Source organism: Burkholderia plantarii, assembly GCF_001411805.1.
GTDB lineage: Bacteria > Pseudomonadota > Gammaproteobacteria > Burkholderiales > Burkholderiaceae > Burkholderia > Burkholderia plantarii.
In genome coordinates this window covers 936,510-948,811 of record NZ_CP007212.1, presented here as the reverse complement: position 1 = coordinate 948,811, position 12,302 = coordinate 936,510, and the positions used below count along the sequence as shown (strand labels likewise).

Here is a 12,302-nt window from a genome sequence, read left to right as displayed (position 1 = left end):
CCATCATTTTCGGGCGGCCTGCGGCGGTGGCGGACAAGCGGGCGGGCAACGACGCGCAATAACGCGCAACCGCGGCATGCGGCGGCCAATGGCGGAAACGGGCGGCGCGGCGGCCCGCCCGCTCAGGCGCCGAAGCGCCAGACAAACAGCGACTTCATCGCGCCGGGCACGCGCGCGATCGGCGCATGCTCGCCGAGGTTCGCGAAGCCCATGTGTTCGTAGAAGCGGATCGCGTTGAGGTTCTGCTCGGCGATCCAGGCGTAGATCTCGGTCGCGCCCTGCCCGGCGAACCAGTCGCGCGCCGTGTTGACGAGCAACACGCCGCCGCGCAGATGGCGCACCGCGTGCGCGACCCACAGCTCGCTGACGAACGCGCGGCGCTCGGGCGTATTGTCGAAGTACGCACCGATCATGCCGGCCGGATGGCCCTCGGTGTAGAGCAGGAAGGTGGTGGACTGGTCGGAGCCCGCGCGCTGCGCGACGATCGAATCGGCCGCGTCCGCGTCGAACGACAGCTCCGCCTCGGGGGTTTCACCCGGCGCATAGGGCTCGCGCAGCGAGGCGGCACGCAGCTCGCGATACACATTGCCCTGATCGGCGGCAATACGGCGGACGGTCAAAGTCGAACTCATGCAGGGACACCCTTCGGACAGCAAGTTATTAGCTTCAACCGAAAGCGGGGTATGAGTCAAATCGTTATTTTCAAACGTCGGAACGATTCGGAAGAATGAAAAACCGGCATGCCGGCGCACGAAAAATATGGTGCGGCGCACATTTAGTTACGAGATATTTCAGCGACGATGTTTCGCTTTTCGATCAGGGCGTTCCGAACCGTTTCCGCCATGCCCGGTGTGCTTCGCGGTGGTGTCCGGCAATCCTCATGCCGCGATGCAGCAATTCGAGTCCGTTAGCTGCCTATCCTTGAATGGCGCGATTGAAATATTGGGGAGGGAATTAGATGCCGCGCGAATGTCGCTCGGGAAGGCCGGCTGATGCCGATGCAAGCCGCCCCAAGGCGTTCGCCCCGCGTGAGCGAAACGCGAAAGCGCCGCGCAACGGCGGGGACCGGATGCGCCGCGCGGCCGCTTCGGCAACGCGGCCGGCGGATCAGAAACCCTTCCAGTAATCGACGAAACCGGGCTTGTAGTGGAAATAGGTGGTCTGCAATTCGCGATTGATCATCGCGACGCGCGCCTCCAGCTCGCCGAGCAACGGATGGTCGCGCTTGAACAGGTACCAGCTCTTCGCCTGGGGCGAATAAATCGAGGCCGCGTAGCCCCATTGGCCCATCAGCAGCGACATGCTGCGGTTCGTGTGGAACGCCGTGTGGACCATCGTGTTGATGTAGAACCAGTTCGGATCCTTCGGCACGCGCTCGGCGATCACGGTGTGCAGCATCAGCACGCCGTCGTCGCGCACCAGCGCGTTCACCTCGTCGAGCGCCGCGCGGTCGAGCACGTGCTCGAACATCGCGCTGTTCACGACCAGCTGGTAGCGTGACAGGTCCTGCTCGGCAACGTAGCGCACGCTCGGGTCGGCGGTCTGCACGTAGCGGTCGAAGATGTTGATGTCGACGCCGAAATACTTCTTCAGGCAGCGCGAGAACGTGCCGTAGCCGGCGGCGTAGTCGAGCACGCCGTCGAGTTCCAGTACGCCGTTGCCGGCCAGCAGCTTCAGCGCGAGCGCCTGGTCGATGTAGGGCGGCTGGTTCGTGGTGCGCGAGGCCAGATCGGTTTCGAACGTGTGATGCCAGCTCGAATTGAGTTGCGACCACTGCGCCTCGCTCATCTCCTGGTGCGTGCGAGACACGGTGAAGCCGCAATGCCCGCACTTCCAGAAATCGACGGTCAGCGTTTCAGGAAACGGACTGCCCGGATATGTCGGGTAATCCTTCGAGAAAAAATACTCGGTATCGTGCCGGCAGATCAGACAAGCGTGGTCGCCCATACCTTCATCCAAGTTTTCTAGGTTCGATCCGGCGCACCGCTCGGCGCCGGCAACCGGATATTACGGCCAGCCCGCGCGCATTCTTGAGCAGGCTCCGCCGGGCATTAACCCGCATCGTCGAATCGCGGGACGATGCCGAAAAAAGACCGACAAAAGAAAAACCCCTCGACTCTTTTCAGACTCGAGGGGTTCTTCATGTATCTGGCGGAAAGGGTGGGATTCGAACCCACGGTACGGTATAACCGTACACCGGATTTCGAGTCCGGCGCATTCGACCTCTCTGCCACCTTTCCTTCTTTACTGCTTCGCCGTTCGTTAGGTCGTGTCCCGGCGAAGCAAAGATTATAGAACAACTCTTTTCAAACTTCCAAGCCCTTTCCGCAAAAAATTTATGCGGCGCGAGCATCGCGATCGAAGCGCCGCGGCCGGCGATCCGGGCACGACCCGGGCAAGGTCAGGCCGCTGCGTTCGGCGCCGCGATCGTCTCGAGCCCACCCAGGTACGGACGCAGCGCGACCGGCACCGTCACCGAGCCGTCGGCGTTCTGGTAGTTCTCGAGCACGGCCACCAGCGTGCGGCCCACCGCGAGCCCCGAACCGTTCAGCGTATGCACGAGCTCGGGCTTGCCCTGCGCGTTGCGGAAGCGCGCCTGCATGCGGCGCGCCTGGAACGACTCGGTGTTCGAGCAGCTGGAGATCTCGCGATAGGTGTTCTGCGCGGGCAGCCACACTTCGAGGTCGTAGGTCTTCGCGGCCGAGAACCCCATGTCGCCGGTGCAGAGCGTGATCAGCCGGTACGGCAGTTCGAGCTTCTGCAGGATCGCCTCCGCGTGGCCGACCATTTCCTCGAGCGCCGCATACGAGGCGTCGGGCGCCGTCACCTGCACCATCTCGACCTTGTCGAACTGGTGCTGGCGGATCATGCCGCGCGTGTCGCGGCCGTAGGCACCGGCCTCGGAGCGGAAGCACGGCGAATGCGCGGTCAGCTTGACCGGCAGCTCGGCCGCGTCGAGGATCGACTCGCGCACGCTGTTGGTCAGCGTGATCTCGGAGGTCGAGATCAGGTACTGCGTGACGGTGTTTTCGCCGCCGCCCTTCTCGACGCGGAACATGTCGTCGGCGAACTTCGGCAACTGGCCGGTGCCGCGCAGGATGTCCGGGTTCACGATGTATGGCGTGTAGGTTTCGGTGTAGCCGTGCTGCTGCGTGTGCGTGTCGATCATGAACTGCGCGAGCGCGCGGTGCAGGCGCGCGATCGGGCCGCGCAGCATCGTGAAGCGCGCGCCGGACAGCTTCGCGCCGGTCTCGAAATCGAGGCCGAGCGGCGTGCCGACGTCGACGTGGTCGCGTACCTCGAAATCGAACGCGCGCGGCGTGCCCCAGCGGCGCACCTCGACGTTGCCGGCCTCGTCGGCGCCCACCGGCACGCTCTCGTGCGCGAGGTTCGGCATGCCGAGCATCAGGTCCGACATCGCGTCCTGGATCTCGTCGAGCTTCGCGGCCGACGCCTTCATCTCGTCGCCGATCCCGCCCACTTCGGCCATCACGGCCGAGGTGTCCTCGCCCCGCCCCTTCATCGCGCCGATCTGCTTGGACAGGCTGTTGCGGCGTGCCTGCAGCTCCTCGGTGCGGGTCTGGATCGCGCGGCGGTCGGCCTCGAGCGAGGAAAACGCGGCGACGTCGAGGGTGTAGCCGCGATCGGCGAGGCGCCTGGCGACGCCGTCGAGGTCTTTGCGCAGCAACTGGATGTCGAGCATGGGAGGACCGGAGAATCGTTGTGTGAAACGCGAATTCTAACGCACCGCGCGGCGCCGCCGGCTGCCGCGCGGTGCGAAGTGCGCGACGTTTTCGGCCGGCCGCTCACATTCGTTTCACGTTCGGCCCGCGGCCGCCGCGCCGGATGGCGGGGAAGCATCGGGAGGCGCGCGTGGGCGCGCCGGCCGCTCACTCGGGCTTGCCCGCCTCGCGGTCGAGCTCGCGCAGCCAGGCGAGCTTCTCGGCGATCTTGGTTTCGAGTCCGCGCGGCACCGGCTGGTACCAGCGCGGCTCGCGCATGTCGTCGGGAAAATAGGTCTCGCCGGCCGCGTAGGCGTTCGGCTCGTCGTGCGCGTAGCGATACTCGTGGCCGTAGCCGAGTTCCTTCATGAGCTTGGTCGGTGCGTTGCGCAGATGCACCGGCACCTCGCGCGACTTGTCCTGGCGCACGAACGCCATGGCCGCGTTGAACGCGTTGTAGCCGGCGTTGCTCTTCGCCGCGCAGGCCAGGTAGATCACCGCCTGGCCGAGCGCCAGCTCGCCCTCGGGCGAGCCGAGCCGCTCGAAGGTTGCGGCCGCGTCGTTGGCCACCTGCATCGCGCGCGGATCGGCGAGCCCGATGTCCTCCCAGGCCATCCGCACGATGCGGCGCGACAGGTACTTCGGATCGGCGCCGCCGTCGAGCATGCGGCAGAACCAGTACAGCGCCGCGTCCGGATTCGAGCCGCGCACCGACTTGTGCAGCGCCGAGATCTGGTCGTAGAAGTTGTCGCCGCCCTTGTCGAAGCGGCGCGCGTTCAGCGTCATCGCGCTGGCGACGAAATCGGCGTCGATACGGTTGGTGCGCGCCGACAGCGCGGCCGTCTGCGCCTGCTCGAGCAGGTTCAGGAAGCGCCGCGCGTCGCCGTCGGCATAGCCGATCAGCGTATCGACGGCGAGCGGCTCGAACTCGAGCCCGTCGAGCGCGATCTGCTGCGCGCGCGCGAGCAGCTGGCGCAGCTCGTCGTCGCTGAGCGACTTCAGCACGTACACCTGGGCGCGCGAGAGCAGCGCCGAGTTGACCTCGAAGCTCGGGTTCTCGGTGGTCGCGCCGATGAACGTGACGAGCCCCGATTCGACGAACGGCAGCAGTGCGTCCTGCTGGCTCTTGTTGAAGCGATGGATCTCGTCGACGAACAGGATCGTGTGCCGCCCGCTGCGGTTCAGCGTGTCGCGAGCCTGCTCCATCGATTCGCGGATGTCCTTCACGCCACCCAGCACCGCCGAGATCGCGATGAACTCGCAGTCGAACGCATGGGCGGTGAGCCGCGCGAGCGTGGTCTTGCCGACGCCGGGCGGCCCCCATAGGATCATCGAATGCGGCTTGCCAGACTCGAACGCGAGCCGCAGCGGCTTGCCGTCGCCGAGAAGGTGCGTCTGGCCGATCACCTCGGCGAGCGTCTTCGGGCGCAGCGCCTCGGCGAGCGGGCGACGCGGTTCGACTTCAAACAGGTCGGCCATGACCTCGACTCCTACGTTGTGCCGCGCGACGTCCATCGCCGCGCAGCGGGACATTATGACAGCCGCGCGCGCGGCGCACCGCTGGCCGGATGGACGGGTTCGCGTCCGCGCGCGACATCGCGACCGGCGGCGCAGCGCGGCGTTCCCGCCGCCTCGTCCCATGCCGCGACGGCCGCCGCCAAACGAAACGGGCCTGCCATCGCTGGCAGGCCCGCGCGACCGGCGCCGGACAGGCGTTCAGCCCTTGATCACGTCGGCGCCCTTCGGCACCGCGAAGTGGAACTGGTCGGCCGGCAGCGACGGATTCGTCTGGATATTGGTGAAGGTCAGCAGCGTGACGTTGCCGAACACGTCGTGCAGCTCCATCGCGGCCAGCACGCCGCCCTTGAAGCCGATGCCGATGCGCTGGAACTGCGTGTCGCGTGCCTTCGGCAGCATCTCGACCCAGTCGATGCCGCCCTTCTCGCCCGCGTCGCGCAGCGTGTAGTTCTTCTCGATGTCGTTGCTGCCGAACAGGATCGCGGCCGGGCTCGCGCCGAGCGCGCCGGCCAGCTTGCGCTCGGTCACCTGGTTCAGGTCCTTGTCGTAGACGTAGAGCGAGTCGCCGTCTGCCTGCAGCAACTGCTGGTACGGCTTCTCGTAGGACCAGACGAACTTGCCCGGGCGCGAGAACACGAAGCTGCCGCTCGAATTGTCGGTGGGCTTCGCGGTATTGGTCGCGATCGCGCCGCTGGCGGCCTTCGAGGGCGCCTTGACGATCTGCTGCGTGAAGCCGCCGCGGGCCGACTTCACCTGCGCGACGAACGCCTTCAGCTCGTCGGTGCCGCCCGCGAACGCGTGCGAGGCGACGCCGAGCAGCGCGGTGCCGGCCAGCGCGGCGAGGAAATGGCGCACCGCGCGGCGGGCGGACGAGGGAACGACGAACGGGAATGCTTGCATCTGGTGGGTTTCTCCTGATTGGCGGGCCGGGCGGCCGGCGCGGGGGGGTGCCGGGCGGACCGGATCACTCCACGTCGCGGGCCGGCACGAGGATTTCGCGGTTGCCGCTCGACGACATCGCCGAGACGAGCCCCGACTGCTCCATCTGTTCGAGCAGGCGGGCGGCGCGGTTGTAGCCGATGCGCAGATGGCGCTGCACGAGCGAGATCGAGGCGCGGCGATGCTTGACGACGATCTCGACGGCCTGATCGTATAGCGGATCGGACTCGCCGCCGGCCTCGCCGGTTCCCGCTCCGGGCGCGCCTTCCTCGCCGTCGGCGGTGCCGCCTTCGAGCAGCCCCTCGATGTAGTTCGGCTCGCCGTGCTCCTTGAGCTTCTCGACCACGCGGTGGACTTCCTCGTCGGACACGAACGCGCCGTGGACGCGCACCGGCAGGCCGCTGCCGGGCGGCAGGTAGAGCATGTCGCCCATGCCGAGCAGCGATTCGGCGCCCATCTGGTCGAGGATCGTGCGCGAATCGATCTTCGACGAGACCTGGAACGCCATGCGGGTCGGCACGTTGGCCTTGATCAGGCCGGTGATCACGTCCACCGACGGGCGCTGGGTGGCGAGGATCAGGTGGATGCCGGCCGCGCGCGCCTTCTGCGCGATCCGCGCGATCAGTTCCTCGACCTTCTTGCCGACAACCATCATCAGGTCGGCCAGCTCGTCGATCACCACCACGATGTTCGGCAGGCGGCCGAGCGGCTCCGGATCCTCGGGCGTCAGGCTGAACGGATTCGGGAGTTTCTCCTCGCGCCGCGTCGCCTCGTCGATCTTGTTGTTGTAGCCGCTCAGGTTGCGCACGCCGAGCTTGCTCATCAGCTTGTAGCGGCGCTCCATCTCGGCCACGGTCCAGTTCAGCGCGTTGCCGGCCTGGCGCATGTCGGTCACGACCGGACAGAGCAGGTGCGGAATGCCTTCGTAGACGCTCATTTCGAGCATCTTCGGATCGATCAGGATCATCCTCACCTGTTCGGCCGTGCTCTTGTAGAGCAGCGACAGGATCATCGCGTTGATCCCCACCGACTTGCCCGAGCCGGTCGTGCCGGCCACCAGCAGGTGGGGCATCTTGGCGAGATCGGCGCACACCGGCTTGCCGCCGATGTCCTTGCCGAGCCCCATGGTCAGCGCCGACGAGGCCGAGCCGTATACCTCGGAGCCGAGAATCTCGGACAGCCGCACGGTCTGGCGGCGCTGGTTCGGCAGCTCGAGCGCCATGTAGTTCTTGCCGGGGATCGTCTCGACCACGCGGATCGAGACGAGCGACAGCGAGCGCGCGAGATCCTTGGCGAGGTTGACGATCTGGCTGCCCTTCACGCCGGTGGCGGGCTCGATTTCGTAGCGCGTGACGACGGGGCCGGGATAGGCCGCGACCACCCCAACCTCGACGCCGAAATCCTTCAGCTTCTTCTCGATCAGCCGCGAGGTGAATTCGAGCGTGTCGGCCGAGATCGACTCCTGCGCCTGCGGCGCCGGATCGAGCAGCGAGACGGCCGGCAGCGTCGAATCGCCGGGCAGGTCGGTGAAGAGGGGCACCTGGCGCTCGCGCTCGACGCGCTCGGACTTGGCCGGCGTGACCACCGGCGGCACGATCGTGACGGGCTCGTGCTCCTCGATGCGCACCCGCTCCTCCTCCACCTTGCCCTCGCGGCGCACCGCGGCGGCCTCGCCGAGCCGGCGGTCGCGCTCGGCCTCGCGGCGCAGCTTGGCGAGCGTGAAAGCGTTGATGATGGCGTCGCCGACACGCTCGCAGACCGACAGCCACGAGAACCGGAAGTACAGCGACAGGCCGATCGCGAGCGCGATCAGGAGCGCCAGCGTGCCGCCCGTGAAGCCGAGCGCGTGCGAGATGCCGCGCGCCACCGTCTCGCCGATCACACCGCCCGGCGCGCGCGGCAGCGGCACCTTCAGCGACCACATGCGCAGCGCCTCGATGCCGTCGCTCGCGAGCAGCACCAGCACGAACGCGAAGCCCTCGGCGAGCCAGCCGACCGGGCGGGCCGGCTCGTCGTCGGGCGCCGCCTCGTGGTGCGTGATGCGGCGGTAGTTGGCGGCGATCCGGCGCGCCAGCAGCGCGACCAGCCAGTAGGCGGAGATGCCGAACAGCAGCAGCAGGATGTCGGCCGTCCAGGCGCCGACGCGGCCGGCCCAGTTGGCGATGTGGTCGACCTGCGCCGCATGCGTCCAGCTCGGGTCGCGGCGGCTGTAGCTCACGAGTGCCATCAGCAGGAACGCGAACACCGCGACCTGCAGAATCCAGCGAATCTCGACGAACAGCCGCGACATGCGATGCGGCAGCGCCTGCGCCTGAGCCGTATAGGGAGCTTTTGCCATGAATCCGTGTAGAAGGGGCGCCCACGACGGGGCCGCCGATCGTTCGATCGCGATTATTGTAAACGCTGGCGTGACACGGCAAGTGTAAATGACGGTAACCAGCCGATCGACGCATGCTATCGGCGCCATTGAAACGTCGGTTCGGCGGCGCAGCAAACGCCCCTTTATAATGCGCGTCTGGTACCCATCTACGGCATCGTTCCGGTGCGCCGCCGCTGTCTCGCGCCGCCGCCCCGCTTTGCCCCCTCGCCGCACGCCGCGCCATCCCGCCCGTCCGGCCGCTTTTTACGGATCCTGCACATGTCCACGAAACACGCGAAAGTCCTGATTCTCGGTTCCGGCCCCGCCGGCTACACGGCCGCCGTCTATGCGGCGCGCGCCAATCTGTCGCCGCTGCTCATCACCGGCATCGCGCAGGGCGGCCAGCTGATGACCACGACCGACGTCGAAAACTGGCCCGCGGACCCGAACGGCGTGCAGGGCCCGGAACTGATGCAGCGTTTCCTCGAGCACGCCGAGCGCTTCAACACGGAAATCGTGTTCGACCACATCCATACCGCGAAGCTCGACGAGAAGCCGATCCGCCTGATCGGCGACTCCGGCGAATACACCTGCGACGCGCTGATCATCTCGACCGGCGCCTCGGCGCAGTACCTCGGCCTCGCCTCGGAAGAAGCGTTCATGGGCAAGGGCGTGTCGGCCTGCGCGACCTGCGACGGCTTTTTCTATCGCAACCAGGAAGTGGCCGTGATCGGCGGCGGCAACACCGCCGTCGAGGAAGCGCTGTACCTGACCGGCATCGCGAAGAAGGTCACCGTGATCCACCGCCGCGACAAGTTCCGCGCCGAGCCGATCCTGATCGACCGCCTGCTGGACAAGGAAAAGGAAGGCAAGGTCGAGATCAAGTGGAACCACGTGCTCGACGAGGTGACGGGCGACGATTCGGGCGTCACGGGCGTGAAGATCAAGCACACCGGCACCGGCGAGACCGAGCAGCTCGCGCTGCAGGGCGTGTTCGTGGCGATCGGCCACAAGCCTAACACCGACATCTTCCAGGGCCAGCTGGAGATGAAGGACGGCTACATCGTCACCAAGAGCGGCCTGGCCGGCAACGCCACGGCCACCAGCATCCCGGGCGTGTTCGCGGCCGGCGACGTGCAGGACCACATCTACCGCCAGGCCATCACCAGCGCCGGCACGGGCTGCATGGCCGCGCTCGACGCGCAGCGCTACCTCGAGAGCCTGCACGACGCGAACTGAGTGGCGCGGTGCGCGGCGACGCTACAATGAGGTCGCCGCGCACCGCACGCCCGCAGCTCGCCGACGTCCGCTGTCCACCGACGTCGCCGCGCTCGCCCGAAGGCCGCTGCCGTGCGCAGCGGCCTTTTTCATTGGCGCGCGCCCGGCCCCGGCCGGCCCGCCCTTCGATCCGTCGACCATCATGGCGAAGAACCATCTCCACCCGAGCGACCCGGCCAAGCGCCGCGCCGCCGCCCCCGTCAAGCCCGCCGAGCCGATCGTGCCGGCCCCGGCCGCCACCGCCGCCACGCTGAAAAACCAGGGCCTGGCCGGCCTCGGCGCGCTGCGCGACGCGCTCAAGGGCGAGGCCGAGCGGCAGGCGCGCGCGCTCGCGCAGGCCCGACGCGATATGCGCGAGGCCGAGGCCAACGCGAACCTGTTCCGCAACGAGATCGGCGCGATCACGCCGCTTGCCGCCCCGCCCCGCGCCCCGGCGCGACGCGAGCCGCCCCAGCCGCTGCCGAAGCAGACGCGCCGCGACGAAGAGGCGGTGCTGTCCGAAACCCTGTCCGACGAATTCGATCCGGAAACGCTGCTCGACTCCGACGAAAGCCTCTATTACCACCGCCCCGGCATCAGCCGCGACGTGGTCCGGAAGCTGCGCAGCGGCACCTGGATCGTCCAGTCCCAGCTCGACCTGCACGGCATGCGCCGCGACGAGGCGCGCGAGGCGCTCGCCGCGTTCATCCGCGAGGCCGGCAAGAAGGGGCTGCGCTGCCTGCGCGTGATCCACGGCAAGGGGCTCGGCTCGATCGGCAAGGAGCCGGTGCTGAAGGGCAAGGTGCGCGCGTGGCTGGTACAGAAGGAGGAAGTGATCGCGTTCTGCGAGGCGCGCGGCCACGACGGCGGTGCCGGCGCGGTGCTGGTGCTGCTGCAGCCGGCCTCGGCGCTCGGCGCCATCGGCGCGGGCGAACGCGGTACGCCGCGCGAGGCGCTCTGAGGGTTTTGCAACGGCGGGCGGGCGCGAATGGCTCGCCGGGCGCCGGCACCGTTCAGGCCGACTTGCGTTGCCGTGCGTGGCCAGCGGTTGCCCGGCATGATAGCCGGCTCCCAGTCACGGCCCTGACGCGGCCGGTCGCGCCTGTACTGAGCCGCGCGCTGGCCGTCCAGCGGTGGCCTCTGGATACCACCTGCATGTAGGTCCAACCTGAACGCGACGGCCACCGCCTCCCGCCGCGCGCGCCTCGACACTCCGCCCCAAAACCAACGGGCCGCCCGCAGGCAGCCCGTCGTCACCCCGGCGTGCCCGGGCGGCGGCGCGCCCGGGCACGCCTCCCCCGCTCACCGCGTCACGCGATCCGCGCCTCCGTGGCCGGATCGAACGCCACCGCCTTCGACACGTCGAACAGCAGCTTCAACTGCTGCTGCGGCTGCGGGTTCGCGGCCGGGTGGACGCGGCTCACGATGCGCTTGCCGTTGACCTGCGCGAACACGTGCGTGTCCGGACCGGTCGGCTCGGTCACGTCGACGATCACGTCGAGCGGCTGCAGCGCCGAGGCCTGGCCGTCGTGCGCGTTGCGCGCGTCGGTGATGCGCTCCGGACGCAGCCCGAGGATCACCTCGCGGCCGAGGTGGCCGTTCATCCTGGCGCGCTCGAACGGCAGGTTCAGCACGCCGCGCGTGGCGCCCGTGTCGATCTCGAGACCCACGCCGCTGCCCTGCTCCACCACGCGGCCGTGGATGAAGTTCATCGGCGGCGCGCCGATGAAGCCGGCCACGAACAGGTTCGACGGCGAATCGTAGATGTCCTGCGGCGCGCCGAACTGCTGCACCACGCCGTCCTTCATCACCGCGATGCGGTCGCCGAGCGTCATCGCCTCGATCTGGTCGTGCGTCACGTAGACGATGGTGGTACCCAGGCGCTGGTGCAGCAGCTTGATTTCCGCGCGCATCTCGATGCGCAGTTTCGCGTCGAGGTTCGACAGCGGCTCGTCGAACAGGAACAGCGACGGGTCGCGCGCGAGCGCCCGGCCCATCGCCACACGCTGGCGCTGGCCGCCCGAGAGCTGGCCCGGCTTGCGGTCGAGCAGGTGCTCGATCTGCAGCATCGCGGCCACGCGGTCGACGATCTGCTTCTGCTCCTGCTTCGGCACCTTGCGGATGTTCAGGCCGAACGAGATGTTCTCCTTGACCGTCATCGACGGGTAGAGCGCATAGGACTGGAACACCATCGCGATGTCGCGATCCTTCGGCGAGAGGTCGTTGACGACCTTGCCGCCGATCCGGATCTCGCCCTTCGTGACGGTCTCCAGGCCCGCGATCATGTTGAGCAGCGTCGACTTCCCGCAGCCCGAGCCGCCGACCAGGATCAGGAACTGGCCGTCCTCGATATCGATGTCGACGCCCTTCAGGACCGGCACCCCGTTCGGATAGGTCTTGTACACGTCACGGATGGAAAGGCTTGCCATGCTGTGAATCCTCTGTCTCGGTGCGGCGCCGCGCGCCGCGTCTGTTCTGCGCGCCGCGCGGAGTGCCCGCGCGGCCGG

General features: G+C 67.8%; 9 protein-coding genes and 1 tRNA gene. 2 read left to right on the top strand and 8 right to left on the bottom strand.

All coding sequences use genetic code 11. The annotated features are described in order from the left end of the window. Positions 1-122 precede the first annotated feature (122 nt). The 7 genes from bpln_RS04145 to bpln_RS04115 all read right to left on the bottom strand — a co-directional run bounded on the left by bpln_RS04145 (position 123) and on the right by bpln_RS04115 (position 8,517). Positions 123-761, bottom strand: a complete 639-nt coding sequence (locus bpln_RS04145; protein ID WP_226993637.1) for a GNAT family N-acetyltransferase — start codon at positions 759-761, stop codon at positions 123-125. Positions 762-1,107: 346 nt separating this feature from the next. After that, positions 1,108-1,788, bottom strand: coding sequence for a class I SAM-dependent methyltransferase (locus tag bpln_RS04140; protein ID WP_055139438.1), 681 nt, complete (start codon positions 1,786-1,788; stop codon positions 1,108-1,110). Positions 1,789-2,149: 361 nt separating this feature from the next. Beyond that, positions 2,150-2,240 (bottom strand) — tRNA-Ser (locus bpln_RS04135). 161 nt (positions 2,241-2,401) lie between these two features. Continuing rightward, positions 2,402-3,703: a serine--tRNA ligase gene (gene serS / locus bpln_RS04130; RefSeq protein ID WP_042624103.1), complete on the bottom strand. Its 1,302-nt coding sequence runs from the start codon at positions 3,701-3,703 to the stop codon at positions 2,402-2,404. A 187-nt stretch (positions 3,704-3,890) separates the two neighbouring features. After that, entirely contained in the window at positions 3,891-5,201 is a 1,311-nt protein-coding gene (locus bpln_RS04125) for a replication-associated recombination protein A (RefSeq protein WP_042626427.1), read from the bottom strand. A gap of 237 nt (positions 5,202-5,438) precedes the next feature. After that, a complete protein-coding gene (gene lolA, locus bpln_RS04120) occupies positions 5,439-6,140 on the bottom strand; it encodes an outer membrane lipoprotein chaperone LolA (RefSeq protein ID WP_042624102.1) in 702 nt (233 codons plus the stop codon). Positions 6,141-6,204: 64 nt separating this feature from the next. Next, positions 6,205-8,517 (bottom strand): DNA translocase FtsK, encoded by a 2,313-nt coding sequence (locus tag bpln_RS04115; protein ID WP_042624101.1) that lies wholly within the window; start codon positions 8,515-8,517, stop codon positions 6,205-6,207. Positions 8,518-8,817: 300 nt separating this feature from the next. Between bpln_RS04115 and trxB the strand changes: the two genes are divergently transcribed. Together trxB and bpln_RS04105 are read left to right on the top strand one after the other, a co-directional pair. Beyond that, complete coding sequence (trxB, locus tag bpln_RS04110; RefSeq protein WP_042624100.1) at positions 8,818-9,777, top strand: thioredoxin-disulfide reductase; 960 nt, start codon at positions 8,818-8,820, stop codon at positions 9,775-9,777. A gap of 181 nt (positions 9,778-9,958) precedes the next feature. Beyond that, the gene (locus bpln_RS04105) at positions 9,959-10,756 is read left to right on the top strand and encodes a Smr/MutS family protein (RefSeq protein ID WP_055138149.1); all 798 of its coding nucleotides are present in this window, start codon (positions 9,959-9,961) and stop codon (positions 10,754-10,756) included. A 349-nt stretch (positions 10,757-11,105) separates the two neighbouring features. Here bpln_RS04105 and bpln_RS04100 read toward each other — a convergent pair whose 3' ends face one another. Then, positions 11,106-12,224 (bottom strand): ABC transporter ATP-binding protein, encoded by a 1,119-nt coding sequence (locus bpln_RS04100; protein ID WP_055138148.1) that lies wholly within the window; start codon positions 12,222-12,224, stop codon positions 11,106-11,108. Positions 12,225-12,302: the final 78 nt, after the last annotated feature.

Coding starts and splice junctions, on each gene's coding strand:
- bpln_RS04140 (WP_055139438.1), bottom strand. CDS start 1,788: ATGAGCGAGGCGCAGTGGTCGCAACTCAATTCGAGCTGGCATCACACG.
- serS (WP_042624103.1), bottom strand. CDS start 3,703: ATGCTCGACATCCAGTTGCTGCGCAAAGACCTCGACGGCGTCGCCAGG.
- bpln_RS04125 (WP_042626427.1), bottom strand. CDS start 5,201: ATGGCCGACCTGTTTGAAGTCGAACCGCGTCGCCCGCTCGCCGAGGCG.
- lolA (WP_042624102.1), bottom strand. CDS start 6,140: ATGCAAGCATTCCCGTTCGTCGTTCCCTCGTCCGCCCGCCGCGCGGTG.
- bpln_RS04115 (WP_042624101.1), bottom strand. CDS start 8,517: ATGGCAAAAGCTCCCTATACGGCTCAGGCGCAGGCGCTGCCGCATCGC.
- trxB (WP_042624100.1), top strand. CDS start 8,818: ATGTCCACGAAACACGCGAAAGTCCTGATTCTCGGTTCCGGCCCCGCC.
- bpln_RS04105 (WP_055138149.1), top strand. CDS start 9,959: ATGGCGAAGAACCATCTCCACCCGAGCGACCCGGCCAAGCGCCGCGCC.
- bpln_RS04100 (WP_055138148.1), bottom strand. CDS start 12,224: ATGGCAAGCCTTTCCATCCGTGACGTGTACAAGACCTATCCGAACGGG.